This window comes from Nocardia sp. NPDC005978 (genome assembly GCF_040614455.1).
Lineage (GTDB): Bacteria > Actinomycetota > Actinomycetes > Mycobacteriales > Mycobacteriaceae > Nocardia.
The window spans coordinates 24,150-49,353 of sequence record NZ_JBEXUS010000038.1 but is presented as its reverse complement, the minus strand read 5'-3'; the positions used below and the strand labels follow the sequence as shown (position 1 = coordinate 49,353).

The 25,204-nt window shown below is 67.9% G+C and carries 24 protein-coding genes; 14 read left to right on the top strand and 10 right to left on the bottom strand.

The window, feature by feature from the left end:
* Positions 1–58: 58 nt before the first annotated feature.
* Both ABZ319_RS19115 and ABZ319_RS19110 read right to left on the bottom strand, forming a co-directional pair.
* On the bottom strand, positions 59–1,294 hold the full coding sequence (locus ABZ319_RS19115; RefSeq protein WP_354987755.1) for a cytochrome P450: 1,236 nt from the start codon (positions 1,292–1,294) through the stop codon (positions 59–61).
* 21 nt (positions 1,295–1,315) lie between these two features.
* Positions 1,316–2,548: a cytochrome P450 gene (locus ABZ319_RS19110; protein ID WP_354987754.1), complete on the bottom strand. Its 1,233-nt coding sequence runs from the start codon at positions 2,546–2,548 to the stop codon at positions 1,316–1,318.
* 343 nt (positions 2,549–2,891) lie between these two features.
* Between ABZ319_RS19110 and ABZ319_RS19105 the strand changes: the two genes are divergently transcribed.
* The 4 genes from ABZ319_RS19105 to ABZ319_RS19090 all read left to right on the top strand — a co-directional run bounded on the left by ABZ319_RS19105 (position 2,892) and on the right by ABZ319_RS19090 (position 6,705).
* Positions 2,892–3,785, top strand: coding sequence for a hypothetical protein (locus ABZ319_RS19105; RefSeq protein WP_354987753.1), 894 nt, complete (start codon positions 2,892–2,894; stop codon positions 3,783–3,785).
* A 345-nt stretch (positions 3,786–4,130) separates the two neighbouring features.
* Positions 4,131–4,625, top strand: coding sequence for a hypothetical protein (locus ABZ319_RS19100; protein WP_354987752.1), 495 nt, complete (start codon positions 4,131–4,133; stop codon positions 4,623–4,625).
* Positions 4,626–4,847: 222 nt separating this feature from the next.
* Positions 4,848–5,726, top strand: coding sequence for an NAD(P)-binding domain-containing protein (locus tag ABZ319_RS19095; RefSeq protein WP_354987751.1), 879 nt, complete (start codon positions 4,848–4,850; stop codon positions 5,724–5,726).
* Positions 5,727–6,051: 325 nt separating this feature from the next.
* Positions 6,052–6,705, top strand: coding sequence for a hypothetical protein (locus ABZ319_RS19090; RefSeq protein WP_354987750.1), 654 nt, complete (start codon positions 6,052–6,054; stop codon positions 6,703–6,705).
* Positions 6,706–7,476: 771 nt separating this feature from the next.
* Here the strand turns inward: ABZ319_RS19090 and ABZ319_RS19085 are convergent.
* Together ABZ319_RS19085 and ABZ319_RS19080 are read right to left on the bottom strand one after the other, a co-directional pair.
* Positions 7,477–8,586 carry a TerD family protein gene (locus ABZ319_RS19085; RefSeq protein ID WP_354987749.1) on the bottom strand — a complete coding sequence of 370 codons (1,110 nt, stop codon included), beginning with the start codon at positions 8,584–8,586 and terminating at the stop codon, positions 7,477–7,479.
* A 105-nt stretch (positions 8,587–8,691) separates the two neighbouring features.
* Positions 8,692–9,315 carry a helix-turn-helix domain-containing protein gene (locus tag ABZ319_RS19080; protein ID WP_354987783.1) on the bottom strand — a complete coding sequence of 208 codons (624 nt, stop codon included), beginning with the start codon at positions 9,313–9,315 and terminating at the stop codon, positions 8,692–8,694.
* 82 nt (positions 9,316–9,397) lie between these two features.
* Between ABZ319_RS19080 and ABZ319_RS19075 the strand changes: the two genes are divergently transcribed.
* From ABZ319_RS19075 to ABZ319_RS19065, 3 genes are all read left to right on the top strand, one after another.
* Positions 9,398–10,279 (top strand): alpha/beta fold hydrolase, encoded by an 882-nt coding sequence (locus tag ABZ319_RS19075; RefSeq protein ID WP_354987748.1) that lies wholly within the window; start codon positions 9,398–9,400, stop codon positions 10,277–10,279.
* Positions 10,280–10,485: 206 nt separating this feature from the next.
* Positions 10,486–10,836, top strand: a complete 351-nt coding sequence (locus ABZ319_RS19070; RefSeq protein ID WP_354987747.1) for a hypothetical protein — start codon at positions 10,486–10,488, stop codon at positions 10,834–10,836.
* Positions 10,837–11,069: 233 nt separating this feature from the next.
* On the top strand, positions 11,070–12,191 hold the full coding sequence (locus ABZ319_RS19065; protein ID WP_354987746.1) for an NAD(P)/FAD-dependent oxidoreductase: 1,122 nt from the start codon (positions 11,070–11,072) through the stop codon (positions 12,189–12,191).
* Between the two features lie 53 nt (positions 12,192–12,244).
* On the opposite strand, the gene ABZ319_RS19060 is transcribed toward ABZ319_RS19065, so the two are convergent.
* Positions 12,245–12,697, bottom strand: coding sequence for a hypothetical protein (locus ABZ319_RS19060; RefSeq protein WP_354987745.1), 453 nt, complete (start codon positions 12,695–12,697; stop codon positions 12,245–12,247).
* Between the two features lie 302 nt (positions 12,698–12,999).
* On the opposite strand from ABZ319_RS19060, the gene ABZ319_RS19055 reads away from it, so the two are divergent.
* From ABZ319_RS19055 to ABZ319_RS19035, 5 genes are all read left to right on the top strand, one after another.
* Positions 13,000–13,563 carry a type 1 glutamine amidotransferase domain-containing protein gene (locus ABZ319_RS19055; protein ID WP_354987744.1) on the top strand — a complete coding sequence of 188 codons (564 nt, stop codon included), beginning with the start codon at positions 13,000–13,002 and terminating at the stop codon, positions 13,561–13,563.
* 126 nt (positions 13,564–13,689) lie between these two features.
* On the top strand, positions 13,690–14,010 hold the full coding sequence (locus tag ABZ319_RS19050; RefSeq protein ID WP_354987743.1) for a hypothetical protein: 321 nt from the start codon (positions 13,690–13,692) through the stop codon (positions 14,008–14,010).
* 1,083 nt (positions 14,011–15,093) lie between these two features.
* Positions 15,094–15,519 carry a hypothetical protein gene (locus tag ABZ319_RS19045; protein WP_354987742.1) on the top strand — a complete coding sequence of 142 codons (426 nt, stop codon included), beginning with the start codon at positions 15,094–15,096 and terminating at the stop codon, positions 15,517–15,519.
* Between the two features lie 597 nt (positions 15,520–16,116).
* Positions 16,117–16,470, top strand: a complete 354-nt coding sequence (locus tag ABZ319_RS19040; protein ID WP_354987741.1) for a roadblock/LC7 domain-containing protein — start codon at positions 16,117–16,119, stop codon at positions 16,468–16,470.
* 39 nt (positions 16,471–16,509) lie between these two features.
* On the top strand, positions 16,510–16,881 hold the full coding sequence (locus ABZ319_RS19035) for a hypothetical protein (RefSeq protein ID WP_354987740.1): 372 nt from the start codon (positions 16,510–16,512) through the stop codon (positions 16,879–16,881).
* A gap of 80 nt (positions 16,882–16,961) precedes the next feature.
* On the opposite strand, the gene ABZ319_RS19030 is transcribed toward ABZ319_RS19035, so the two are convergent.
* From ABZ319_RS19030 to ABZ319_RS19015, 4 genes are all read right to left on the bottom strand, one after another.
* Positions 16,962–17,816 (bottom strand): alpha/beta hydrolase, encoded by an 855-nt coding sequence (locus ABZ319_RS19030; protein ID WP_354987739.1) that lies wholly within the window; start codon positions 17,814–17,816, stop codon positions 16,962–16,964.
* A gap of 111 nt (positions 17,817–17,927) precedes the next feature.
* Positions 17,928–18,683, bottom strand: coding sequence for an alpha/beta hydrolase (locus ABZ319_RS19025; RefSeq protein ID WP_354987738.1), 756 nt, complete (start codon positions 18,681–18,683; stop codon positions 17,928–17,930).
* Positions 18,684–18,810: 127 nt separating this feature from the next.
* Positions 18,811–19,674 (bottom strand): alpha/beta hydrolase, encoded by an 864-nt coding sequence (locus ABZ319_RS19020; RefSeq protein WP_354987737.1) that lies wholly within the window; start codon positions 19,672–19,674, stop codon positions 18,811–18,813.
* Positions 19,675–19,763: 89 nt separating this feature from the next.
* Positions 19,764–20,390: a helix-turn-helix domain-containing protein gene (locus ABZ319_RS19015; protein WP_354987736.1), complete on the bottom strand. Its 627-nt coding sequence runs from the start codon at positions 20,388–20,390 to the stop codon at positions 19,764–19,766.
* A 191-nt stretch (positions 20,391–20,581) separates the two neighbouring features.
* Between ABZ319_RS19015 and ABZ319_RS19010 the strand changes: the two genes are divergently transcribed.
* Together ABZ319_RS19010 and ABZ319_RS19005 are read left to right on the top strand one after the other, a co-directional pair.
* The gene (locus ABZ319_RS19010; protein WP_354987735.1) at positions 20,582–23,833 is read left to right on the top strand and encodes a BTAD domain-containing putative transcriptional regulator; all 3,252 of its coding nucleotides are present in this window, start codon (positions 20,582–20,584) and stop codon (positions 23,831–23,833) included.
* A gap of 397 nt (positions 23,834–24,230) precedes the next feature.
* A complete protein-coding gene (locus ABZ319_RS19005; protein ID WP_354987734.1) occupies positions 24,231–24,389 on the top strand; it encodes a hypothetical protein in 159 nt (52 codons plus the stop codon).
* A 130-nt stretch (positions 24,390–24,519) separates the two neighbouring features.
* Here ABZ319_RS19005 and ABZ319_RS19000 read toward each other — a convergent pair whose 3' ends face one another.
* Positions 24,520–25,194: a TetR/AcrR family transcriptional regulator gene (locus ABZ319_RS19000; protein WP_354987733.1), complete on the bottom strand. Its 675-nt coding sequence runs from the start codon at positions 25,192–25,194 to the stop codon at positions 24,520–24,522.
* Positions 25,195–25,204 lie beyond the last annotated feature (10 nt).

Here is a 25,204-nt window from a genome sequence, read left to right as displayed (position 1 = left end):
CGGGCCGCGGCCCTCCGATGAGCGCGGACACGGCGTCGCTCATCGGAGGCGGCTCGACTCAGGAGTCGAGGTACACCGGCAGGCTGGCGTGGCCGTTGGAGATGAACGAACTGGTGGTGCCGAGCTCGGCGGGATCCTTGGCCAGGCGCATGTTCGGGAAGCGCTCGAACAGCGCGGAGAGCGCGATGTGCGCCTCCAGCCGGGCCAGCGGCGCGCCCAGGCACAGGTGCGCGCCGTAGCCGAATGCCATGTGCGACTTCACTTCCCGGGCGATGTCGAACTCGTCCGCGGTGTCGCCGTGGACCTTGGGATCACGCCCCGCGGCGGCATACGACGCCAAAATGGCTTCGCCCCGGCCGATTCGGACGGGACCGGCGGGGGTGTCGATGTCGAGATCCTCGACCGCGTACCGCAGCGGCAGGTGCGCGACCGGCGCCTCGAACCGCAGCGCTTCCTCGACGACCTCGTTCCAGGTCACGGTCCCCGCGACGACCTTGGCGTACTGCTCGGGCTGGGTGAGCAGCAGGTAGATGGCCTGGTCGAGGAGGTTGACGGTCGTCTCGTGCCCCGCGCTGATGACCAGCAGCAGGGTGTCGACGAGTTCCTGTTCGGTCAGGCTCGAGCCGTCGTCCTCGTCGCGGTGGGTGATGAGCACGCTGGTCATGTCGTCGCCCGGGTTGTCGCGGCGGTAGGCCACCAGCTCGCGCAGGATCCGCTGCATCTCGACGAAATTGGCCATCGCCTGTTCGGCTGTGAGCGATGTGTCGAAGATGCCGTCGACGCACGCCCGCAGGCCAGGGTGCAGGGTGTCGGGCACGCCCATCAGTTCGGAGATGACCGCGATCGGCAGTGGGTAGCAGTAGTTCTCGCGCAGATCGACCGGCTGGCCGGGCGGGGTCTGCGCGAGCTGGTCGAGCAGGTCCGCGGCGAGACCCTCGACCCGCGGGCGCATGGCCTGGGTGCGGCGGCCGGTGAAGGCGGGCTGGACGAGCTTGCGCAGGCGCGTGTGGTCCTGGCCGTAGGCGGTGAACATGTTGGTCACCGCGACCCAGGTGTACAGCGGCCAGTCCGCGCCGACCTTTCCGGAGATGAAGTCGGGCCAGTGCTGACGGGCGTCCTTGGAGACGCGGGGGTCGCGCAGCAGGGTGTGCAGGATGTCCTGATCGGTGATCGCCCAGGCGCGCACCTCACCGGGCAGCTCGACCAGGGTGACCGGGCCGCGGGCGCGGATGCGGGCGGACTCGCCCTGGATGTCTGCGCCGGTCGGGTCCAGGACCAGTGGTGTGTCGGTCATCGTAATTCCTCACTCGGTGAACTAACTCGGATGCGGGGATCGGGGGAACGTGACCGGCAGCGCGGTCAGCGCTCGGTGGAACGGGCCCGGACGCCAGTCCAAATCCGCTGTGGCAACGGCCAATCGGAGGTCCGGCAGCACATCGAGCAGGTAGTCGATCGTGTCGATGGCGATCTGGTAGCCCAGGTGCTGAGCCGGGCATCGGTGCGGCCCGGCGCTCCAGGCCAGGTGGGATCGATTGCCGGTGTGCAGGGTGCGGTCGGTGTGGATGCTCGGGTCGGCGTTGCACGCGGCCATGCTGATGACGACGGGCCGGTGGGCGGGCAGCCAGGTGTCCTCGATCAGGGTCGGCTGCGGGGGATAGGTGGTGCAGAAGTTCGCCAGCGGCGGGTTGGTGAACAGCACCTCGTCGAGCGCGTCGCGGGTGAGCAGGCTGCCGCCGATGAGGTCGCCGGCGAAACGGTCGTCGGTCATCATCAGCAGCAGCGCGTTGGAGATCAGGTGCACCTGCGGTTCGCTGCCGGCGCCGTGCAGGGTCACGAGCTGATGGATGAGTTCCTCGGTGCTCAGGTCGGCCGAGCCGAGCATGCGGGAGGTGATGTCGCTGCCCGGGCACACGCGCTTGCGTTCGATGTGCTCGACGAGCGCGGCGATGAGCATGGCATTGCCCGCCGCGGCGTCGGCGGTGGCGTCGAACATCAATGCCATTCCGGCGCTTACCCGTTCGTTGGTGTCGTCATCGAAACCCAGGACGTACGCCAGCACCTGATGGATGAGCGGGTAGATGTACTGCCCGAGCAGATCGGCCGTACCGTCCCGGCCCCGGGCGTCGCCGCCGAGCTGCTCGATCAGCGGTTCGGCGAATTTCTCGATGACCGTGCGCATCCCGTGCAGATCGACCGTGTCGATCGCCGCGACGTTCGCGGCTCGATACCGCGCGTGCTCGTGCCCGCTGCTGCGCAACGCGTTGGGCCGCCACTCCATCATCGGCAGGATCGGGCATTGCGGGTCGACCGAGGTCTGCCAGCCGCGCGGATCCGCGGGAAAGTGCGCGGGGTCGTTGAGGATCCGCAACGCGGTGGCATACCCCACCACCAGGGTGGCCGGCACTCCCGGCGCGAGCTCGACCGGCACGAGCGACCCGTAGGCCGCCCGCCACCGCGCGTAGGCGGCATGCGGGTCCTGCGCGAATTCGCTGGTGTACATCGGCTCCGCGGGCGGCTGTGCGGGTCCGGGCGGATAGGAAGTGGTCACGGTGAAATTCCCTGGATGGTCGTGGTCGGGTGACGGGCGATCAAAGGGGTGCGTCTCTATCGTGCGCGGACAGCCGGTGTTCGGCCCCCGGTGGGCGGCGCCCTACGCCGGGTGTGGCCATGGCTATCCGTGTGTGTCCCCCATTTCCTCTGTCCTGGAACAGCTTCAAGACATCGTTAGCTACCGTACGCATAGAGTGGTTGCGGCGCACAACAATCGAAGGCGGTGGGGCCCGGCGCTCCGCGATGCCCGCGTCGGTGGTAACGGGATCCACTGACGCGCAAACGTCGTCACCGTAGGATGACCATTCAGTCTGTTTGACAGTCGTTTTCGGGGTGGGTTCATGAGTTCGTCGCCGGTTCCAGCGGAGCTGCGCATCAATCACGCGCCGCCGGAAGAGTATGTGCGGCAACGGGTCACCAACACCTTGATATTGTCGGTGTTCTGCGCGGTGGTCGTCGGCGGCCTGTATTTCCTGTTGAACCTGCGCTACTGGGCCCTACTGGGTCTGGTGCCGATGCTGCTGGTCGTACCGTTCGGCGTGATCGGCTTCGTCCGGAACGTCACCCGCGCACCGATGTACCGCGCGACCGTATCCGAGCTCGTCATGTCCCGGCGCTGGCGTCGGGACTGGTCACAGATCGAGTGGATGTCGATCGGCGGCAAGTACGGCGCCGAGTTCCGGGTCGGCCTGCGTGACGGACGCACGAGCAGGGGTTTCGCCTTGACCGGAGGCTACGACGTGCAGTGGTGGGAGTTCTTCGACTACATCGGAAAAGTAGCCCCGCACGTACGTTTCATCGACCGCCGCGACCACGATCGGGCGTGGCGTCAACGCACGTCGTCATCGGCCGCACCCGAGCGGCCCTCCCGCCCCGCCGAGCGAATCGCTCAGTTTCTCGCCTCGGCCGGGGGGCTCGCGGCGATCATCGCCGGCCTGCTCTTCTTCGTCTGGAACTCCGCCGACCCCGGCCGCGCCATGTGCGACGAGCGGGAGATGTCGCCGGGCGACAGATGCGTGTCCTCGACCGGCAAGAACACCACCTACGCCGACGAACTCGCCACCAGCAGCCGCCAGCGGGACGGTGCGCCGACAGCACTCGCCGTCGCGCTCGGCGGCGTGGTCGTGTCCATCGGCTCGTTCACGGCGCTGGTCATCATGGGGCGCGGGGATTGGCAGGATGAGGATCCGGCCCTGCCGCCGGTCACCACCTACCGGGCCGTCGATCGAGGCTGAACGCCGGGCCCCGGGTAACCCGGGAGTCTGCGTCTATCCCCTTGTGCCTCAGTGGGGTTCGTCGAAGGTGTCGGTTCCGTCGAACGCGGACACGTAATTGCCCGCGAACTCGATCACCGCCTGATCCCTGACTGTCATTGCAAGACAGAGCAATTCATCAGGCCGTTGAACGGTGGAATCGGCGGTCAACCCGGACAGCGCATCCAGCGAACGGAGGTGGCTCGCGTGGCCGCGTTGCCCCTGTAATTCGGGGGTCGGCCCAACTCTGAAATTGCCATGATTCAGAGTTTCGGGAAGCTAGCCTTCACCGACCCCGCGGGTGGGTCGCGAACCGGAGGCGAGTGAATGAACACTGGACGTTGGATTGCCAGGGGTGCAACGGGTTTGACGGGTGCCGCGGCCTTGGCCGCCGTGATCGCCGCGCCGGCTTCCGCGACGGTAACCGAATTCGTCATCGATCCCGCCGGTGGGCCGTACGTGGTGGGGCAGCGCTACCAGCTGTACGCATCCGGCGAGCTGTCGCGCATGGACCTGCAGAACCCGCGAGTTGTTTTCTTCGACAACGGCGAATGCATCGGGAACAGCGGGACACTGGGCGGCTACGAGGGTGGCGGCACCTACGCGTCGGTGCAGTGGGTGCCCACCATTCCCGGAACTCACGTGCTGGTCACCAGGCACGCCGGCACTTCTCGGACGATCACGGTGACGGTCGAGCGGGCGCCGGCCGGAAGCGTCACCGCCAGCCCCCTCAACCAGGGTGCGTGCGGCCTCATCGAAACCGGCAGTCTCGGCCGCTACGGCATCCTCCCGGCTCTGACCGGCAGCAGCGCCGGTTCCTGATCGGCAACCGGTGAACCGCCGGCCCGGTCGGTGAAGACCCGCGGAGAACCCACACGGGGTCTCCGCGGGCCGGGGTTTCCGGCGAAAATATTCCGGTTCCCGCCACTTTTCACTCGCCGCGAAACCGGCGGATTTTGCTCCGCGGACCGGAATGCGGTCTTGTCCGGCGGGGGTTACCCCTGCTTGTCGCCACACCGGCGTACCCACGGCAGGAGAACACCAATGACTACCGCACACCCGACCAGCCTGGCCGTCCTCGGTCTCGGCCAACTCGGAGCAACTCTGGCCCGGGCGTTTCTGGACAACGGCCATGACCTCGCGGTGTGGAACCGCACGCCCGCCAAGGCGGATGCTCTGGTCGAACGCGGCGCGCGGCGCGCGGAGTCGGTGGCCGATGCGGTGCGCACGGCCGACCTGATCATCACGGTTTTGTCGGATTACGCTGCCGCCGAACAGCTTCTGGAGCCGGTCGTCGACGACCTGCGCGGCAAGACGATCGTCAACCTGATCTCCGGCACTCCCGAGCAGGCCAGGGCGCTGGCGGCCTGGTCGGGCGAACGCGGCATCGGCTACCTTGATGGCGCGGCGATGAGCGGCACCACGGTGGTCGGGAAGCCGGAGGCGCTCTTCATCTTCAGCGGGCCGGAAGAGTCCTTCGCGTCGCACCGGCCGGCGCTGTCCGCCCTCGGCAACGCGGTGTACCTGGGCGCCGATCCCGGACTCGCCGCCATGTACGACACCGCGTTGTTCGGCCTGATCTGGGGCTCGCTGAGCGGCTTCTACCACGGCGCGGCGCTCCTGGGGACCGAGCAGGTAGCGGCGAAGACCTTCGCCGAAGTCGCCGTCGGGCACCTGTCGTTCATCGCGCGCCTGTTCGCCGAACACGCGAGCCAACTCGATCGCGGCGAGTTGTCCGACGCCGACGGCACGGTGAAGGTGCACGCCGACGCGGTACACCACCTGCTCGAGACCAGCCGCCGCCAGGGCATCGACACCGCGGTACCCGAGCTGTTCGCCCAGCTGCTCCGGCGCGGAATCGACTCGGGGCGAGGCGGTTCCGGCGTCGCCGTGGTCGCCGAGTCGATCAGAAACGGTGCGTGAATCGGGGCTCGCTCGACAGGCCCGGAACCGGCGCGAGTCACGCTGAACGCAGCGCCGGTCGGCCTTCCGATCCGAAGGAACACTCGCCACGATGAGCGGGTGCTCCTTCCCCATTCCCGGCACCACGAGCAACTCTCTCCGATGCGCATCGGAAGACCAACCGGGCCCGCACCGAAGAGTGTGTCGCACTGCGACAGTAGTCTGCGATGGCCATGATCAGCTGTAGCTCCGACCGGGGTGACTTCCCGATGAGCCGCCGATCCGGCGGATCTTCCGGGACGTCGTCACCGACCGGCTGACAGGCCCGCGTCCGCCGCAGGCGGCGATGCTGTTCCAGTCCTCGGTCGACCCGTTCTGGACCGACGATCGCTTCTTCCTCGCGGACTTCTACAGTGAGATCCTCCATCAGGACACCTGCCTACCCGATACTCCCGACGGCGTCGCGCTGCTGGCGGCCTTGGCCATCGACGACCGCGTGCCACCACAGCAGCGTTTCCGGGTGATCAGCCTGCTGTTCGGCATCGCCACCCTCGCGGACCGTCACGTGGCTGAATACTGGCCCGGCACAACACCGTACGCGGATCCCGAGAACGAGAACCGAGCACGGGAGGCGGTCCGGCGCTGCACCCCGGACCTGCTCGCCCGGTGGGCATCCGAACGCCCGGCGGTCCGGTTGGCACTCGCGGCCCTGGCCGTGGTGTTCCCCACCGCCCGAACGCTACCCGCCCTGACCCCGCGGCTCGAAGGGTTTACCGAGCAGCACCCGCCGGGCACCGACATCGGCGACTACGTGCGGTTCATTCTGGTACTGGCCGCCGGCAACGACACCCGAACTCGCACTGCCGTTGCATCTCTCACCACCACCGCGTGGGAGGGCACCCCTCGCGAAGCGCCGGCGTCGGCCCGATCCGCCCACCTAATCGGCCAGATGCTGAACCGGGTCGGATCGGGACTCACGCGGTCGCACTCCGGAAAATGACTCCACGGCGGGTGCGAAAATCAACTCCGCGCCTTACCCGGCCGCCGCTGAACGCTTTGTAGTGCTGAATGAAGGACCGGCTGGTTCTCGATGTCGTGAGGTGGGCGGAATAGGTTCGCCGTGAGCCCTGCTGGATCGTTCATGTCACGCCTGATGCGGAGGCGAACGATGACCGAGAACCTCGCGAGCGTGCACAGCGATTCATCCGCCGTAGTGCACGAGGCACGACACTCTGATTGCGCGTCGCCGCACCGGCGGATGCGGGGGATGAGGGGTACATCCACCGGTGCGGCAACGCATCTCCGAACGAGCCCCGTGTAGGCCGGGACCGCGTCGGCTGCCCGACACCTCGCCCTCCGCGGCACGGTGTCGCAACCGAAGTATCCGCGCGCGAACTACTCAAACGGATTGCGCGCGAACCAGTCCCGAATGTCGGAATATTCGGGTACTGCAGGGCAGCGGCACTACATTGTCTGCTCGGTGCGAGCGTGCGGTCGAGCCGCGGCTGTCGGGCCGCGTTGGATGGCGGCGCACAGCGCACGGGCGGCCAACCCGAGATCGAACGCGCGGTCACGCTCGATTTCGGTCATCCGCCACCGCCCGCCCACGCCAAATCATCAACGGTTACTGGATCAGCTGTCGTCGAGCAGGGCTGCGCGCGAGCCTGATGTGTGCGCCCGCGTGGCAAATTCACCTGTGCCACTGCGCTTCCAGTTCCATGCCTCGAAGCGGCTATGGAATTCGCCGACCGCGGAGATCCCCATACCGGTATCAGGCGAGGTACTTCGTCAGGTGGGGGAGGGCCTCGCCGGGGTGGGTGGCGATGATCGGGTCGCCGATGGCCTGAAGTTTCCAGCCGGACCGGGTGCGATAGAGCTTGCCCAGGACGAGGCCGGTGTGCCGGCCGCCACCGGCGAGGTCGAAATGCGCGAGCTCCGCGCCGCGGACGCTGTCGAAGAGATGGCAGTGGGCGTTGCCGACCGTGTCGAAACTGTGCCCGCCGTACGAGGTTACGATCAGAACGACGGTCGCGACCTGATCGTGGATGCGGGCGAGGTCGGCGGTGATGATCTCGCCGTCCCCCGCGCCGTGTCCGGTCAGATCGTCGCCCAGGTGCCGGACCGAGCCGTCCTTGGAGCTGAGCTGCGCGAAATACACGACGTCGAGCAGCTGATGCCGGTGGTCGAAAAGCAGTGCGGCGGAGTCGAGGTCGATGCGCGCGGCGGCGTCGACCGTCGACAGCGGATCCCAGCCGACACTCATCCGGACGTGATCGAGGCTCTCGCCGGTGCCGGTTCGCAGCCGGATGGTCTGGCCGGGATCGAGCTCGAGAGATCGCGAAATGTCCACGACCGCTTCGGTGGGCGGCTGAACATGCACCGGGTGGCCGTCGAGGAACACGTGGTGCTGTGCCATCAGGCCGATGAAGCCGCCGGCGTGGCCGCGCCCGCGATCGACGATCTGCCACCGGTTCTCGACGCGTTCGATATCGAGCGCGATCAACGCGCTGACATCGCCGAGGTCGAACAGCTTGTAGCTGTGGGCGATCGAGCCGCGATCGTCGCTCGCCTCGATCACCACCGTTTCGCCGTCGAACGTCCCATGGGGATTGTCCAGGCCCAGAACCACACGCACGGTGGTGATTTCGGTGGGAACCCGACCGAGATCCAGCTCCAGCGCGGAGAACATCCCGGGTTCCGAGTCCAGTGATCGCACCCCCGGAGCCGCACGTTTGGCGCCGAAGACGAAGTCGGTGTCGTCGTGACGCGTACCGGTGGCGGTGAGCAGGAACGCTCCCAGATGCGCGGGCGCGTGGGTTCGCGCCGCCAGCAGCACGCGGGTGGTTCCGGCCGGTACGGGCCGCCGATCATCGACCAACATGGTTCCCCTTCAGAGCCCGGGAACGCCCGGATCGGCGTTCACGACACCGCCCACCGTATCGGCCCGTCGCCGTGGCTGCCCGAACCGTTTTCGTCGGAGGCGAGTTCAGGCGGCGAATGCGCTGCGGACCACGGACTCATCACCGTCGATCCTCAGGCCCAGCGCGAGGGCGTCATCGACGGAGAGCGCGCCCGCGGCGAGTCCGAGGATGAAGGCGGGATCGGCGCTGACGGTCGCGTCGAGTTCGCCGCCATCGTGGGGAGCGACCTCGAATCCCGTTCTCGCCGAGCGGAGTTGAAAGGTCCGCTCGCCGATCTCGAGGCCGATCGTCGCGCAGGGGCGGTCCCCGACCCGGGCGGCGAGCAGCGCGGGGACGGCGAGGGCCAGCCATTCGGGCCGGAACGTATCGGTGCCGGGGCCGGAAGTCATCAGTGGGGTGGACCAGCGGATGAGGCCCTCGATCGGCTCACGCAGCTGGGCGCCCCAGGGGGTGAGAGCGTATTCGACCGTGTTGCCCGTGCCCGTCAGCCGGCGTTCGATCACTCCGGACGCTTCGAGGTCGCGCAGGCGGTCGGCGAGCAGGTTGGTCGCGATGCCGGGCAAGCCTTCGATCAGGTCGCGGTAGCGGGCGGGGGCGAGGAGCAGCTGGCGCACGATGAGCAGATTCCATCGGTCGCCCACGACCTCGAGGGATCGGGCGAGCCCGCAGTACTGGCCGTAGCTACGCATCAATTCCTTCAATCGCTTGAGAATTTCAAGTGCACTTGAGAAGATCAAGCATACATTGATGGCGAACGTAGGGGGTTTCACCATGACCGATACCACCGGCCGCGTTCGACCCGCCTGGGTCGATGACGCTTTGTTCCCGTTCGAGAGCCGCTTCGTCGATATCGACGGCCACACCGTGCACTACGTCGACGAAGGGGCCGGTCCCACACTTCTCTTCCTGCACGGCAATCCGACCTGGTCGTTCCTGTGGCGTGCGGTGATCAGCGCACTGCGCGACGACTTCCGATGCGTAGCAATGGATTACCCGGGCTTCGGGCTCTCTGTGCCCGAACCCGGCTACCGCTTCCTGCCCGAGCAGCACGCCGATGTGGTCACCGGGTTCGTCGATGCACTCGGCTTGGCGGAGATCACGCTGGTCGGACAGGACTGGGGCGGCCTGATCGGCCTGGCGGTCGCGCAGCGGCGGCCGGACGCCTTCGAGCGGTTCGTGCTCGCCAACACCTGGGCGTGGCCGGTCAACGGCGTCCCGCACTTCGAAGCCTTCGGCCACCTCGCCGGTAATCCGTTGAGCCGCTTACTGGTCCGCCGGTTCAACCTGCTGGTCAACGTGTTCATCCCGACCGGCCACCGCAGGCGCAAACCCACCGTCGCCGAGATGGACCACTACCGGCGGGCACTGGGCACCCCCGAGCGCCGTCAAGCCTCCGCGGTGCTGCCGGGCCGGGTTCTGGCGAGCCGCGAGTTCTTCGCCGAGGTCGAGGCGAAGCTGCCCGATATCGCCCACCGGCCGACGCTGATCATATGGGGCGATGCCGACATAGCCTTCCGCCCCGCGGAACGCCGGCGGCTGGAAGCGACCTTCCCCGAACACAAGACGGTCATCGTCGAGGGTGCGGGCACCTACGTGGAGTCCGACGCCCCCGAGGAGTTCGTCTCCGCGATCCGCGACTGGATCGCGACGTAGCTGGCTGGCTGTCTCGGGTATCGCCGCGTGCGGGGGCTGCGCCGCGACGAGGTCGCACTACCGGCCGAGATCGGCGTCGACTTGCGAACGGATGGGCGGCACCCGGACCGGCGTCTTCGGCGAGGTCCCGCGGACTTGGTTCGTGCCGAACGACGCGGCGTCCGTCGCGCACCGTCGAGCGAGGGCCGATGTGCGAGGGTGAGTGCATGTTCGAACTACTCGGGGGCTTGTGTTTCTTCGCCATGATGGCGGTGGTGATCGTGCTCGTCATCAGAGCCGCCACGTCGTCCAAGCGCCCGCCCCACCGGCCCGGCGCCGGTTACCCCGGCTACCCGCCGGGCCACACCATGCAGCCGGGACCGTATGCGCCGCAACAGCAATGGACTCCGCACCCCGGGCAGTATCCGCCGCAGGGCTATCCGCAACCGGGCCCGGCGAATCAGGCCCCGTATGGCTATCAGCAGCAGCCGGTGTACCCGCAGCAGCAGCCGGTGTATCAGCAGCAGCCGCCGGTGTACCCGCAGCAGCCGCCGTCCGGCTACCCGCCCGCGACCTGACCCGAGCCCGGCCGGTGTGGCGCGTTGCGCCGTGAGCAGCCTCACCCGCCGCCCCTCCGGCACCGAGCTATGGTTGACCTGTCGCGAAAAGCGCGTTCCGCCGTTCAGAGCGGGACGTCGCCCGTACATCGATTCAGTTCTGATCGTTGAGCGTCTCCCTACCGGGATCGGGCCACACCGCCCGCTCCCGGCAACCGTGCCGACACGCGTCGGCGAGCCGGAGGAGCGCCACCATGCAGAAGATCATTGCCATCGTCGGAGCCGGACTGGGCGGACTGACGCTCGCTCGAGTACTGCGGGCGCATGGCGTCGCCGCGACGATCTACGAGGGCGAGGCCTCGGCGACCACCCGTACGCAAGGCGGCCTGCTCGACATCCACGAAGAGACCGGTCAACTCGCGCTGCGCGCGGCCGGCCTGTACGACGATTTCCGCACACTGATCCGCCCGGGCGAGGACGCCAAGCGCGTGGTCGACCGTCACGGCGACATTCTGCTCGACAGGCCTGCGGTACCCGGTTCCGCTCGTCCGGAGGTGGACCGCGGTGAACTGCGCCGCCTGCTCATCGATTCGCTGCCTCCCGGGACGATTGAGTGGGGTCATAAGCTCTCATCGGTCCGGCCCCGCACGGGCAGAGGCTATGACCTCGCTTTCGCGGATGGCTCCGCCGCCCACGCCGACATCGTCATCGGTGCGGACGGCGCATGGTCGAAGGTGCGCCCGCTACTCACTCCCGCCGAGCCCGTGTACAGCGGAATCTGTTTCATAGAAATCGCTTTCGCCTCGGCGGCGCGGGCCGCTCGGGCGGGCGTGGCCGAGATCGGCAGCGGCACGCTGATGGCGGTCGCGCCCGGTAAAGGCATCATCGCCCATCGCTACGCCGACGGGCGCGTGGCCGGATACGTGGCTCTGAACAAGCCCGAGGAGTGGATGAGGTCGATCGATTTCACCGACCCGCCCGCGGGCCTGCGCGAAGTCGCCGCCGAATTCGAGGGCTGGTCGCCACGACTGACCGCCTTCGTGACCCGCAGCGACGCGGAACCCTGGCTCCGGCCCATCTACGCCCTCCCCGTCGGGCTCACCTGGGACAGGGTCCCGGGCGTGACACTCATCGGCGATGCCGCGCACCTGATGTCACCCTTCGCCGGTGAGGGTGCGAACCTGGCGATGTACGACGGCGCCGACCTGGCGAGCAAGCTTGTCGGTCACCACGATGCCGAAGCCGCGCTCACCGAGTACGAGGAGCAACTGTTCCGGCGTGGCGGCAATGCTGCCGCTCGCTCGGCGCGAAACCTCGAGACCTTCTTCGGCGGGGAAGCGCCACGGAGCGTGGTCAGCATGTTCGACCACTCCTGAAGCGCCACAACCGTTCTGGACTCACACGGTCACTTTCTCGAGGTGTGCAACCGCTACAGTTCGATCGGCCGATACTTCAACGCCGCGTCCACGACCGACTCGGCCGAGAGCTCCGCGAGGCCGGGTTCCGGGTGGTAGATAAGATCCGCCGCGCGTGGGTGCGGCACGTTCGTGGTGAAAACCAAGAGGTAGTAGTCGGTCTCGGGATCCGCGGCCAGAATCCGCTCCACGACGGCTACCAGCTCCTCGCGCGTGATGCCGGGAAACCGGGGCCACGCCGGGCGGGCCGCCTCGCGGGCGAAATCGTCGAGGTCGCGGGCACCGTGATACCCGATGAAATCGAGGGGCGTGTAGCTGTGCCCGGTCTCGGCGTTGAACGTCGCCACCGCTTCCTCGGCGGGCGCGCCGCTGATGATCAAGTCGGCGATTCGCTCGATCTGGGTGCCGAGTTCGGAGAGGCGCGTTCGAGTCACGGTGGGCGGGAGCAACTCCGGGCGCAGGTCCATACCAGGCATTATGCGATGTCGCTCGCACCGACGGTGAGCGTCGGCGGGGTGGGCGCCCCGCCCGGGCGCCGAGCCCGCGGAACGTCTCGACCTCTGCCATGTCCGGACGCGTGCCGGTGATCAGGTCACGCGTGTCCCGAGAACACACGCCGGGCCGCCCCTGTGCCCGCGATCAAGCTGCGGAGGGGCCCCATGGCCGGGAGCTACGTGGTTGAGGCCTTCCTTGGTGGGTAAAGCGCGGAGGTACCGCGGTTGGGACCGGCACCGGTCCGGGCCGAAGACCTTGATCACGGGAGGTTTCGATGTCCGACGAACTCGATGGCATGCGGGTGCTGATCGCCACATCGAACACGGGTGTGGAACACGACGAGCTGGTGGTGCCGCGCGATCGGTTACGTGAGCGTGGTGCGCAGGTGACCCACGGCGCGATCGAGCGGGCTCCCGTGCGGACGTTCCGGCATGATCTGGAGCCGGACGAGGTCGTGCAGCCCGATACCGCGCTCGCCGAGATCGATCCGGCCGCGTTCGACGTGCTGGTTGTTCCGGGCGGAACCGTCAACGCGGACAAACTCCGCGTCGACCCGTCGGCGCAGGGCCTCGTTCGGGCGTTCGTCGAGGCGGGGTCCCCGATCGCCGCGATCTGTCACGGGCCGTGGCTGCTGGCGGAGACCGACATCGCGAAAGGCAAGACCCTGACCTCGTACCCGTCGTTGCGAACGGACCTGGTCAATGCGGGTGCCGACTGGGTCGACGAGGCGGTGGCGCGCGACCCCCGCGAAGGCTGGACGCTGATCACCTCGCGCACGCCCGAGGACCTGCCGGATTTCGTCGACGCGATCGCCGCCGAACTCGCAGCGCACACCTGAGCACCGGCCGCCACCACCTGCCCGAGTCGGTGGAGTTTCGGTGCCGGCCGGGCGGGCATACGCGGTAGACCGACCCGCGGCCGGGCTGAGCGCACGGCCCGGACCAATGGACGAAGGTGGGAATCGGTGGGACAGCGTGTGCGCACGAGCGTTTCGATGATGGTGGCCGTGACCGCGGCGGTGCTCGCGCTCGCAGGGTGTGACAAAGCCGAGGACGTGGTCAACCGAGGTGGCGATACCCCGTGCAACGAGTTCGTCGCGCAAGACCGCGACAAGCAGGAAATGACGGTGCGCAAGTATCTGCAGAAGGACACCGAGCTGGCGACGCCGTCGTCTCAGGACATCGCCGGCGCGATCTCGGTCATCGATCCGATGTGCCGCGCCCAGTCCGACACCGAGACGCCGATCCGTAACGCCGACCTCTCGGGAATCCTGCCCCCCAGGTAATAGCCTCCGCCCGAACGGGACACGACCACACCGCGACATCGCTCCCGGTGGCGATGCCGTGCGTCGGGTCCGGACGTCGATGGTGATGCTCGATTCTCGGATCACCTGTCCGTCGGGGCACGTCAGGAATCGGTGCACTCGTCCACCCGGGTGCATGATGAACCATCGACCGCACGAGATCGAGCAGCCGGATCCCGGACACGTGCGGCAGTGACGCGACGGGAACCGGAAGACTCGACGGCCTATGAACATTCGTGATTCCGACTCGATCACCTCTGCCGCGCGGGAGCCGTCGACGAGCGAGTCCGTCCCGCGCTCACTCCGGACGATCGGGCACGGGGTCGCCCGAGAACCGCGACCGGGCAGCGAGCCGGAACCGCCGTCCGGACGATCGCCTGTGCCACCGTGGGCGGTCGACGGCACGGTCGCGGCGCTGGTGACCGCGGCCACGGTCGGGCCGCAGATACTCGAGGGGCGACCCTGGTGGGTGATCGGGCCGGCGTTGGCCGCGTCGGTGCCGCTGCTGTGGCGCAGGCGGGCACCGCTGCCGACCCTGGGCGTGGTCGCGGCCGCGGTTGTCGCACTGGCGTGCGTGCACGCTCTCCCGATGCTGCCGTACGGAACCGCGGTGTGCGCGTACACAATCGCCGCCTACGCCCGGCCCTTCGAACGCGCGACCGCGGTCGCCGGGGGAGTGCTGGCGATCCCGGTTTCCCTGGTGCTCCCGGGCGAGCCGATCGAGGCCTACGGATACGCGGCCTTGACGTTCCTCACCGCCTGGGTCATGGGCACCGGCGTGCGGGCGCGCCGCACACAGATCGAATTGCTGCGGGAACGCACACGTCGCATGGACGAGGAACGGGTCGCGGCGGCGGGGCTCGGCCACCGGCCTGTTCGGCGCCTGGTGGAGTCTGGGCTAGAAGCAGATGCCGAGTCGTCCGGTCACCGCGGCGATTTGAATCAGGGGCAGGACCTCGGTCTGGGTGCGCGGCCATCGACTTCCCGTCCGGGCTGGTCTACGCCAAACAGCACCTGGTCGCGGGATGGGAGGCCGAACTCGTCCCCGGCACCCGCCTGGCCCCCGTGCCCGGCACCGACTGGGCGATGGCCGTGTGCTTCGATCTGGACTTCCCGGACCTGGTCCGCGCCAACAGAAACCAGGGCGCCTCGCTACTGCTGGTCCCCGCCTTGGACTTTCGCGACGACCACTGGCTGCACAGTCGCATGGCAGTGCTGCGCGGCGTCGAATCCGGCGTCGGCGTCGCGCGTGTGGCACAGCTGGGCGACCTGGTTCTCAGCGACGCGAACGGCCGGATCCGTGCCACCGCCCCAGCGGACTTCACCCGAACCGCGAGTGTGCTGGCGACCGTGACCCAACCCGCTCATCCGACCCCGTATGCGAGGTTCGGTGAGTGGTTCGACGTACTGATCGGCCTGATGTTCGCGTTTACGGTCCTGACCACCGTCCGTACCCGCGGGGGCGGCGACAACCACGAGAGAGCCTCATGACGCCCGGCGGACCGTCGCGATCCTCTCGTTCCCGTTCCTGGCCGATGTTGCTGCGATTTCGCCGCCGGGTCGCTATGCTTGTTCGTATCCGAACGAACAGCCTCGAAACTGCCGGTATCCCAACATCGTTCGGGAAATGCAGGTAGCTCGACCCGATGCGGGCACTGTGTGAGTGCCTCGTTCGATGCTCGTGCACTTGCGAATAGAGCTGTTGCGCAAAAGAGTTGGTGCATCGCCGCCAGAAGCGTGGCGTGACCGACTCATATCCATACCGGGAACGAAGATACGGAGCGTGGACCTCGTGGGCCAGGCTCGGCCAGGTCTGCGACGGCGGTTCTGATCAGCGTATTGACTTGGGGTGCAACCGATAGCGGTTCGGGAGGTGTATCCGGCGTACTCGATCGGCAAGACACCGGTCGGTCGGCGCTACGGGGTTCCAGGACCGTGCAACGCCGAACATGACGGTTCATCGCTTGCGGCTCGACTCGCCGTCGAGGCGGGCGAGGTGGTTCGTGCGTGGACAAGGGAAGGGGACGGCCGTTGTTATCTCAGGAGTCGGTGTCGTCGCATCTATCGATCGATACTCAGCTACGAGCGTTGCGTCACCGCGTCCCGTATCTGATGGGCGCACTGGTCGCCTCCAGCGACGGGTTGGTGATCGCACACAACCTACCCGCGGAGATCGAGCCCAGCGGGATCGCGGCGCTGGCGGCGACCCAGTGGTCGCTGTCGGTACGGTTCATCGCGACCACCCACGCTTCGGACCTGAACGAGGTCGTCATCGAAGGACGTGGTGGACGGGCCGTGGTCTACGGCGCCGGCGCCACGGCGGTCCTGACCGTGCTGACCGACCCCGACGCGGTACTGGCGCGCGTACACCTGGAAGCGCGACCGGTCGCCCGCGAGATCGCGGAGTTGCTGACCTCGGCGGCCGCGACGAGCACCACCTGAATTGCATTGCACCGCAGTCCATGAAGAAGGGATCGTGTGATGTCGAATCTGGATGTGGCGTTGAAGGAAATGATGGACGTCGACGGCGCGCTCGGCGCCGCGGTCGTCGATTACACCAGCGGGATGACCCTCGGCACGGCCGGTGGTTCGCCGGGGTTGGACCTGCAGGTCGGGGCGGCCGGGAACACCGAGGTGGTGCGCGCCAAGATGCGCACCATCGAGCAGATGGGCCTGAACGAGGGCATCGAGGACATCTTGATCACCCTGGCGGGCCAGTACCACCTGCTACGCCCACTGAACTCGCAGCCGTCCGCGGGCCTGTTCCTGTATCTGGCGCTGGACCGCTCACGCGCCAATCTCGCTCTGGCACGGCACAATCTGCGCAGAATCGAGGAAGGGTTGCAGATCTGACCCTGCCCCGGGCGGCGACGGAAGCGGCTATCGAGACTCGCGTTTGATCGTGCGATAGCCGGGCTGCGGCCGCGTGCGTGCTAGCGGTTGAATCGCGACGAATGCTTGTCGACGAACGCCAGGGCGAGGTCGGCGACCTCCCGCCAGCCGGAGTCGATGATCAGCGAGTGTCCCCGGTTCGGAACGATCGCAAGCTCGGTATCGGCAACCTTCTTCTGCTGTATGCGGTATTCGTTCTCCACGACCGCCTGCGGCACGGTGTTGTCCTCGGCGCCGGCGATCAGTAGCAACGGCCCTCGGTTCTGATTGTCGGTGACCACCTTCGTCTCCGCGAACGGATTGAAATTGGCGGTCGCGGCCTGGAAGATCGGCACACTCGACGCGGGGACGTGGAACTCCTCGTAGAGTGCGCGGCCCTCGCTTTCGCTCAGCGCGTTCGACCAGCCGAACGCGAACTGCTCCCAGGTAAGTGTCACGCCGTGCCTGGTGTGATTGAAGCGGAGTAGCGCGGGCGCCGCGGCTTTGAGTGCCTTGGGCGGGAGCGCGGTCACGCCCTGGAACTGGGCCGGGCTGATGGCGACCGTTGCGGCGTTCTTCGATTCGCCGGCGAGCTTCTGCGCGATGAGGCCGCCGAAACTGTGACCGATCACCACCGGTGCTCGGTCCAGGGCGTCGATTGCCTCGGCGTAGTGCTCGGTGACCTGATTGACCATCTTCCCCGCGAAGGCGTCCGGGTTGGCCTTCGCTTGATCGACCGTGTCCGGGTCGTCGGGCCAGCCGGGAGCGAGGGTGGCATAGCCCTGGTCCTCGAACAGGTCACGCCACACGCGCCAGCTGCTGGAGAGCAACCAGAGGCCGTGCACGAACACGACCGGGGTCTTGCCGGAGGCGTTCGCGGCGGTGATCTCGTCGAGTTCCGTGGAGGTCAGAGTCATTGCGGTTCCGTTCTGTCGTGGGTTGTGCACGGGCTCAATCCGTTTCGGCGCCAACCGTGCAGCTCTCCGGATATCTCGAGAGCTGCACGGTCATCGTGTCCGCGCCGCTGCTTACCGCGCCGACGATTCGGCCGGCTCGTTCTGCGCGGCGGTTACGGCGGCGAGAGCCTCGCGGATCACAGCGACGACCTCCGCGGGACGGGCGTGCATGACGAGGTGTGAGGACTCGACCTCGACGACCGATACTCCGGCGCGCTCGTAGCCGAAGCGCTGCACGTCGGGGTTGATCGCCTGGTCGGCGGAGGCGACGATGCCCCACGCCGGCTTCTCGGCCCAGGCGGGCGCGCCGACAGCGGGTTCGCCGAACGCGGCCGCGGCGAGCGGGCGCTGGGACACGGCCAGGACCGTGGTCAGCGCGGCGTCGACCTCGGCTGCGAAGATCGCCGGGAATCGGGTGACGTCGACCGACACGTCGGTGCCGGGCTCGGCTGCTCCTTCGATCGGATACGGGGTGTAGACCAGGGCTTCGCCCAGGGGCGAGGGGGCGAAGCGGTTCTGCAGTTCGCCCAGGCTCTCGCCCTCGGCGAGCACATATGCGGCCAGATAGACCAGGCCGGCGACGTTGGGTTCGTTGCCGGCGACGGTGATGACCGCTCCTCCGTAGGAATGCCCGACGAGCAGGACCGGGCCGTCGATCCGGCGCACCACGGAGGCGATGTAGGCGGCGTCGGCGGCGAGGCTGCGATTGCCCGACGGCGGCGCTACCACCTCGATGCCCGCATCCAAGAGCCGGCGGACAACGGGGGCGTAGCTCGAGGCGTCGGCGAAGGCGCCGTGGACCAGAACGACGGTGGGGGAGTTCGACATGATGGGCTTCTTTCGTGAACCGCCCGGGGCGGCGGACTCGTCCATCGGGATGCGATGGCCGATACTCGAACGCTAACCAGGGCCTGTTGATGGCGAGTGACCGATTTGTGTACCCGCACATCCGATTTCAGAGGTGTTTGCCGAGGAAGCCCACGACCAGAGCGGCGACGTCGTGCAAGGCGGTTTCGAGCAGGAAATGTCCGCCGTCGAGTAGATGCACCTCGGCATCGGGGAGATCGGTGACGAAGGCGAGCGCGCCCGCGGGCCCGAACACCGGGTCGTTGCGGCCCCACACCGCGAGCAGGGGCACCTGGCTGGCGCGAAAGTACTGCTGTACCAAGGGGTACAGCATCAGGTTGGCGGGATAGTCGCCGAACAGTGCGAGCTGTACCCGGTCATTGCCGGGCCGGGTGATCAGGTCGTAGTCGCGCGTCCACGTCGCCGGATCGATGAGCGTCTCGTTGGGTTCGCCCGATACGTACAGCCACCGGATCAGGTCGAGGGTGAGCATTTCGCGTGCACCCGCTTCGGCGTCCGGCACCGGGTTCTGCCAGTACCGGCGCAGCGGAACGAAGAACTCGGGCTGCAATCCCTCGTTGTAGGCATTGCCGCTCTGGCTGACAATCGCCCGCACCGCCTCCGGCGTCCGCAGCGCGAGACGCCAGCCGATCGGTGCACCGTAGTCGTGCACGTAGAGGGCGTAGCGGTCGATGCCGAGCTGAGCCAGGAGTCCGGCCGTGATGGTGGCCAGCGAATCGAAGGAGTATGCGAACTCTTCTGCCGGTGGCGCGTCGGAGAGTCCGAATCCGAGCAGATCGGGCGCGAGGACATGCCACCGGTCCGCGAGCAGCGGCAAAAGCCCCCGGAACATCGACGAGCCGGTCGGGAATCCGTGCAGGAACACCACGCTCGGATGGTCACGAGAACCGGCCTCGCGGAAGAACACTCGGTGCCCACCGACGTTGGCATAGCGGTGGTGGACAGAGACCATGTCAGCGCGCCCTCGACTCCGGTTCTCGGTGACCTCGTACTCGTCGCGAGCGTAGGAGAGCGTTGTTGACGATCAGTTGACGGGCACGGTCAGGGCTCGAGAATGGCGGATTCGACGCGCTCGAGCAGCCAGCGCTGCGCCCGGTCGATACCCCATCCGAAGGTCTCCGACGCCAGCACGAGCTGGGGGTTCCGGAAATGGAAGAAGATGATCCGCGCCGCGTCGGTCACCGAGAGTCCGTCGGCGAGCTCGCCGATATCCGCGATGCCCTGCGTGATGATCTCGAGCGCCTCGGTGTGTCTCCCGTCGGCGATCCGCATGAACTCCTGCGCCTGAGGTGAGCTGGCCGCCGCCCGTTCGACGATGCGCATGATGTCCCCGGCCTCTGCCGCGTGGGCGACGTATCCCTCGGCGAGGATGCGCAGTTTGTCGCGGCCGGTGCGGCCACGCTCGGCGTTACCGATGATGCGGCCGACCGTCGGGCTCGTGGTCCACATGTCCATCAGGGTGCCGAGCAGCCCCTCTTTGCCGCCGCATTGCGCGTAGACGGTGGCGGGGGAGACGCGCGCCTCGCGGGCGATCATGGCGACCGTGGTCCGCTCGTAGCCGTGGTCCGCGAACAGTTTCCGGGCAGCCGCGACGACCCCGCGGCGGGTCATCTCGGCGTATTCGTCGCGCCGGTTTCGAGTCGTTGCCTGCTCGGTCTGCTCGGACATCGACTGCCGCACTGCCTTTCCCCTTGGCGGAACACCGTGCGCAGCGGGTGTTCGTCCCCTTCACCCGCTGTGCTCGAAGGTCTCTACTGGCTGGAGTGGCACTCCAGCCAGTAGAGTGTACCTCGACGCCACGCCGGAGCAGCCCCCGATCAAGGGTTCGACGACTGGGTCGCCTATCCAGGGAGTCGCACATGACCATCGAGCTCTTCGTGCAGAGCGCAGATGACGCGGAGCCCGAAGCGGCGGCCGATGAGCTGCGCCTGCAGGTGCTCGGGCCCCTGCGGGTATGGCAGGGCGAGATCGAATTGCACGCCGGACCTCGTCAGCAGGCCTACCTTCTGGGCCTGCTGCTCGCCCGCCACGGCCGCCCGACCGGGGCCGACGAGCTCATCGACCTGATCTGGGGCGAGGACGCACCGGCGAGCGCACTCAATGTGCTGCACAAGTACATCGGCGCCATCCGCCGAATTCTGCAACCCGACCTGCCTGCCCGCGAGTCCGGCGCCTTCCTGCTCAAACGGGCCAGCGGGTATGTCTGCACGATCGGGCCCGACATCCTCGACCTCGCCCGATTCCGGGAGTTCACCGCTCGCGCTCGGTCCGATCTCGCCGCCGGCGACACCGCTGCCGCATTCGATCGCTTTCTGGACGCCGTCGCGCTGTGGAGCGGCCCGGCCGGTGATGGCTGGACGCACAATCCCGACGCGGCACCGATCTTCGCCGCTCTGAACGACGAGTTCCTCCAAACCTGTGTCGAAGTGGCTCGGCTCGCCGACTCGCTCGGTGAATCGACTCGCGCGCTTCCCGCCCTGCGGCGCGCGGCCGCGATGGCTGCCCTGCACGAGCCGGTACAGGCCGCCTTGGTCACCCTGCTCGGGCGGGCCGGACGGCAGGCGGAAGCCCTCGAGGTGTTCGACGCGGTCCGGCGGCGACTCGACGAGGAACTCGGCATCGACCCCGGCACGATCCTGCGCGCGGCCCGCCAGGGCGTCCTGACCCAGCTGACGGCCTGGTCGGATGCACCGCGCACGTCTCCCGTAATCCTCTCGCCCACAGCCACTCTCGGCATGCTGTCGGCAGCGGACGAGAGCCTGCGGACACCGGTCGCGCGACCTGGGATCGTCGGCCGATCCGAGGAACTGGCCGCCCTGGATCGCGCCCTGGAACCCGCGCTGCTCGGTGGGCGGGCGATCGTGGTGCTCGAGGGCGAGCCCGGGGTGGGCAAGAGCCGACTGATGGAGTCTCTCGCGCACGATGCCGAGTCCCGCGGGGCCCTGGTCGTCTGGGGCCATTGCCTCGACGGTGACGGCGCACCGACGATGTGGCCCTGGGTGGAAGTGGCGACCGGCCTGCTCGACGCGCTGCCGGCAGGGCGGAGTGAGCACTGGCTCTCGCGCGACCTCGGTCACTTCGTGGGCGCCCATCGCGACGAGATGCCGGCGAATCTCGATGGAAACGCTCGCTTCCGGCTGCTCGAGCAGATGGTCGATGTGATCACCGAATCCGCCGCGGCCCGGCCCGTCGCGCTCATCTTCGACGACCTGCAGTGGGCCGAGCCCAGCTCGCTGCAACTGCTCGATGCCGTCGTCAAGCGGCTTCCGCCCGCGGTGGCGGTGATCGCCGCGATGCGAGACCGAGGCACGGCCCCGAGCCTCGAGCTGACCCGAACCCTGGCGACGATGAGCCGAACCTCCGGGCACCGGCGAATATTCGTGGGCCCACTCGCTCCGGCGGAGGTCGGCGAGCTCGTGCGCAGCGAGACCGGAATCATCCCCCCGGCCGAGGTCATCGAGATGATCTACCGACGCACCACCGGCAACCCCTTTTTCGTGCGAGAACTGGCACGGCTGCTCGGGCCGCAAGGTGTGAGCGCCACCGAGGCCGTCGCGTTGAGCGGTGTTCCGCTCACCGTGCGCGATGTCGTGCGCGACCGGCTGGCCGCCATGGGCGGTGACACGATCGCGCTGCTCGAGGTGGCCGCGCTGATCGGGCGCTCGGTCGAGCTGCTCCTACTCGCCCGTGCGGCGTCCCTCGACGTCGGAACCTGCCTCGAGCGGCTCGAGCCGGTGCGCGATCTCGGATTGATCGGCCCGGTAGCCGATGATCCCTTCTCCTATCGGTACACCCATGACCTGGTTCGCCAAGCGGTGTCGGAGGGAGTCTCGCCGGTGCGGCGCTCGGCGATCCACGGACATATCGCGGACGCGATCGAGACGGGCGCGCTGAGCGACGAGTCCGCTCCCGAACGGCTGGCGCACCACCTGTGGTCGGCGGGTCCGATCACCGATCCCGGCCGAACCGTCTCGGCGCTGATCGGCGCGGGTTCCCGGGCTACCGCCAAGACCTCGCTGCAGGCCGCCGAACGGCACCTCGGGTCCGCGGTCGAGCTGGCGCGCAAGGCGTCGCTACTCGAACTGGAGCTCGCCGCCCTCTCGCAGCTGATCGCGGTCGTGGGCATGCGCTCGATGTACGGCATCGCCTCGGTCAGCCTGCTCGAGCGGGCCGAGCAGGTGGCCAGGCGACTCGGGGACGAACGCGTCGCCACCGGATTTCTGTTCTCGCGCTGGACCGCGCACGGTCAGGGACTGCAACTCGAGCAGAGCACCGTGCTCGCCGACCAGCTCGACCGGCTCGCCTCGACATCGGCCGATCCCGTCGTCCGCATGTACGGAACGACCGCCGTCGGCATCCATCGCTGGTGCATCGGCGAGGTCGGAGAATCCTTCCGCCGCCTCGATGCCATCAGCCCGGCCCTCGTGCCGCAGCTCGATCCGCTGGAGAACGACCCGGTTCGTGACGGTGTGCAGTTGATGGCCGCGGGTATGTTCGCCGAGATCACCGGCTACCACGGCGACCTGGCACGCGCCGACGACCTGTTCGCCACCCTCGGCATGGCAGCCGGTCGCGATCCCTACGCGGTCACCGTCGCCACCTCGTTCGAGGCCAGAACCGCCGCGGTCGCGGGTGATGCGCTCGGAGCACTACGGGCGGCCGACCGCGGCATAGCGGTCGATCCCGAGTTCTCGTTCGTCTCCCTCGGCACCTACCTGCGACTGGCTCGCCTGTGGGGGCAGGCACTGACCGGACTCGCTCCGGCCGATGCCGCCGGCGCGGCCGACGAGCTCATCCGCGGCAATCTCAGCAGCCCCGCACGGACCTGCGTCTCGACCTGGCTCGCGCTGCTGGCCGAAATGTATTTGGCCGCCGGCTCTTCGGCGGCCGCCGCGGCGGCCCTCGATCGCGCCGATGACGCACTCATCCGCTACGGGCAGCGATCGGCCGAGCCCCTCGTCATCCTCGTCCGCGCCGAACTCGCCCGGGCCGAGGGCGACGATCACGCCGCGGTCCGCGCGGCCGAGCGCGCCCGCGCCCTGGCTCGGCAGCGTGAGGCGCACCTGTTCGCCGAGCGCGCCGAGCGATTCCTCATCGAACTGCGTGGGTGAATCGGAGCGGTTGCCGGAATCCACCAACCATCCACTGGGCGCCGGCGCTCGCCGGTCGATGCTGTCTTCGAACTCGGGCGTGAAGGGACGGCTGATCCGTCCATGGTGTCCTGACCGGATAACTCGAATCATGGCTTGGAACAGCACATTCCCGCGATCCGAGCCCGTGTCCGCTTCCTCGCACCGGCGTTGAGGACTTCACTGGTGTTCGCCACTCGGCGCCACGGAAAGTGTTGGTGTCGAACGGCATACCCGGGGATCGGCAGGCCGACTTCAAGGGTTCGTCAACAGCAGACTGATTTTCGTGAATAAGGGGGAACACAGTGAAAGCAATCATCGCGGCCGTCACGATGGCCGGACTCACACTCTTCGGCGCAGGTACGACGGGGATCTTGAAGTGACCGCGAACGACGCCGAGCCCGATCCGCGGGCGCACTGGCGGCATCTGCCTCCCGAGCCGCGCGAGTGGATCGAGGAGAAGCCGGTCGAACCCTCGGCCGCGAGCTACATCCCTGAGCCGGATACCTCCGCGCAGGCTGCTCGCTACGGCAACTGAGCCCGGCGAACCTCGTTTCGGGTCTCTCGGATGTCCGGAGCCGGTGACACTCTGCCGCGCGTTATCGGACGAACAGGGGGAGTGCGGGCGATGGCGGGCACTGACATCGGCCGGCGAGCAGGCCGGCGTATCAGCGCTTCCGGCCCGTACAGATATGGGACTTCGCCATCTCCACCTGTTCGTCCGTGAGCGGGGGCACGGTCAGCGCGAGACGAGGAGCCGCGTCGCCGCGGATCCCGTTGAGGACGACGGCCTGGTAGCGCCTCCAGAGGTCGGGGTTCACCGGTCGGGCGAACTCGGCCAGCGAATCGATCATGTGGACCAGGGCGAAGATGTCCGACGGCTCGATATCGGGTTGGATCACGCCCGCCGCGCAGGCGCGACCGACCACCGCCGAGATGACCGGCTTGATGCGATTCCGCATCTCGGCCAGGCCGTCGAGATCGTTGTCGAGTTCCAGCATTACTTCGCTGAGACCCCGGTTGGTGGCGAGGTGCGTGCACGCGTACTCGAAGAACTGCACCAGCCCCTCCCACGGGTCGGGGTGGGCGGCCGCGGTCTCGGCGGCGATCGCGAACTCGCCGACATTGGCCGCGAAGACCTCGGCGATCAGTTCGTCCTTGCCCGTGAAGCGGCGGTAGACCGTCCCGATGCCCACCCCCGCGCGCTCGGCTACGTCATCGAGGGAGATCTCCAGCCCGCGGTCGGCGAAGAGCTCGCGGGCCGCTTCGACGATCCGGCGCTGATTGCGGACCGCGTCGGCGCGCAAACGCCGAGGTGGGGACCCGGTTGTGGTGTGGTTCACATGTGCCTCC

Bases quoted from the DNA above. Each gene is read 5' to 3' on its own strand.
- ABZ319_RS19115 (WP_354987755.1), bottom strand. From the start codon at position 1,294: ATGACCGACACACCACTGGTCCTGGACCCGACCGGCGCAGACATCCAG.
- ABZ319_RS19105 (WP_354987753.1), top strand. From the start codon at position 2,892: ATGAGTTCGTCGCCGGTTCCAGCGGAGCTGCGCATCAATCACGCGCCG.
- ABZ319_RS19100 (WP_354987752.1), top strand. From the start codon at position 4,131: ATGAACACTGGACGTTGGATTGCCAGGGGTGCAACGGGTTTGACGGGT.
- ABZ319_RS19095 (WP_354987751.1), top strand. From the start codon at position 4,848: ATGACTACCGCACACCCGACCAGCCTGGCCGTCCTCGGTCTCGGCCAA.
- ABZ319_RS19090 (WP_354987750.1), top strand. From the start codon at position 6,052: ATGCTGTTCCAGTCCTCGGTCGACCCGTTCTGGACCGACGATCGCTTC.
- ABZ319_RS19085 (WP_354987749.1), bottom strand. From the start codon at position 8,586: ATGTTGGTCGATGATCGGCGGCCCGTACCGGCCGGAACCACCCGCGTG.
- ABZ319_RS19080 (WP_354987783.1), bottom strand. From the start codon at position 9,315: ATGCGTAGCTACGGCCAGTACTGCGGGCTCGCCCGATCCCTCGAGGTC.
- ABZ319_RS19075 (WP_354987748.1), top strand. From the start codon at position 9,398: ATGACCGATACCACCGGCCGCGTTCGACCCGCCTGGGTCGATGACGCT.
- ABZ319_RS19070 (WP_354987747.1), top strand. From the start codon at position 10,486: ATGTTCGAACTACTCGGGGGCTTGTGTTTCTTCGCCATGATGGCGGTG.
- ABZ319_RS19065 (WP_354987746.1), top strand. From the start codon at position 11,070: ATGCAGAAGATCATTGCCATCGTCGGAGCCGGACTGGGCGGACTGACG.
- ABZ319_RS19060 (WP_354987745.1), bottom strand. From the start codon at position 12,697: ATGGACCTGCGCCCGGAGTTGCTCCCGCCCACCGTGACTCGAACGCGC.
- ABZ319_RS19055 (WP_354987744.1), top strand. From the start codon at position 13,000: ATGTCCGACGAACTCGATGGCATGCGGGTGCTGATCGCCACATCGAAC.
- ABZ319_RS19035 (WP_354987740.1), top strand. From the start codon at position 16,510: ATGTCGAATCTGGATGTGGCGTTGAAGGAAATGATGGACGTCGACGGC.
- ABZ319_RS19030 (WP_354987739.1), bottom strand. From the start codon at position 17,816: ATGACTCTGACCTCCACGGAACTCGACGAGATCACCGCCGCGAACGCC.
- ABZ319_RS19025 (WP_354987738.1), bottom strand. From the start codon at position 18,683: ATGTCGAACTCCCCCACCGTCGTTCTGGTCCACGGCGCCTTCGCCGAC.
- ABZ319_RS19020 (WP_354987737.1), bottom strand. From the start codon at position 19,674: ATGGTCTCTGTCCACCACCGCTATGCCAACGTCGGTGGGCACCGAGTG.
- ABZ319_RS19015 (WP_354987736.1), bottom strand. From the start codon at position 20,390: ATGTCCGAGCAGACCGAGCAGGCAACGACTCGAAACCGGCGCGACGAA.
- ABZ319_RS19010 (WP_354987735.1), top strand. From the start codon at position 20,582: ATGACCATCGAGCTCTTCGTGCAGAGCGCAGATGACGCGGAGCCCGAA.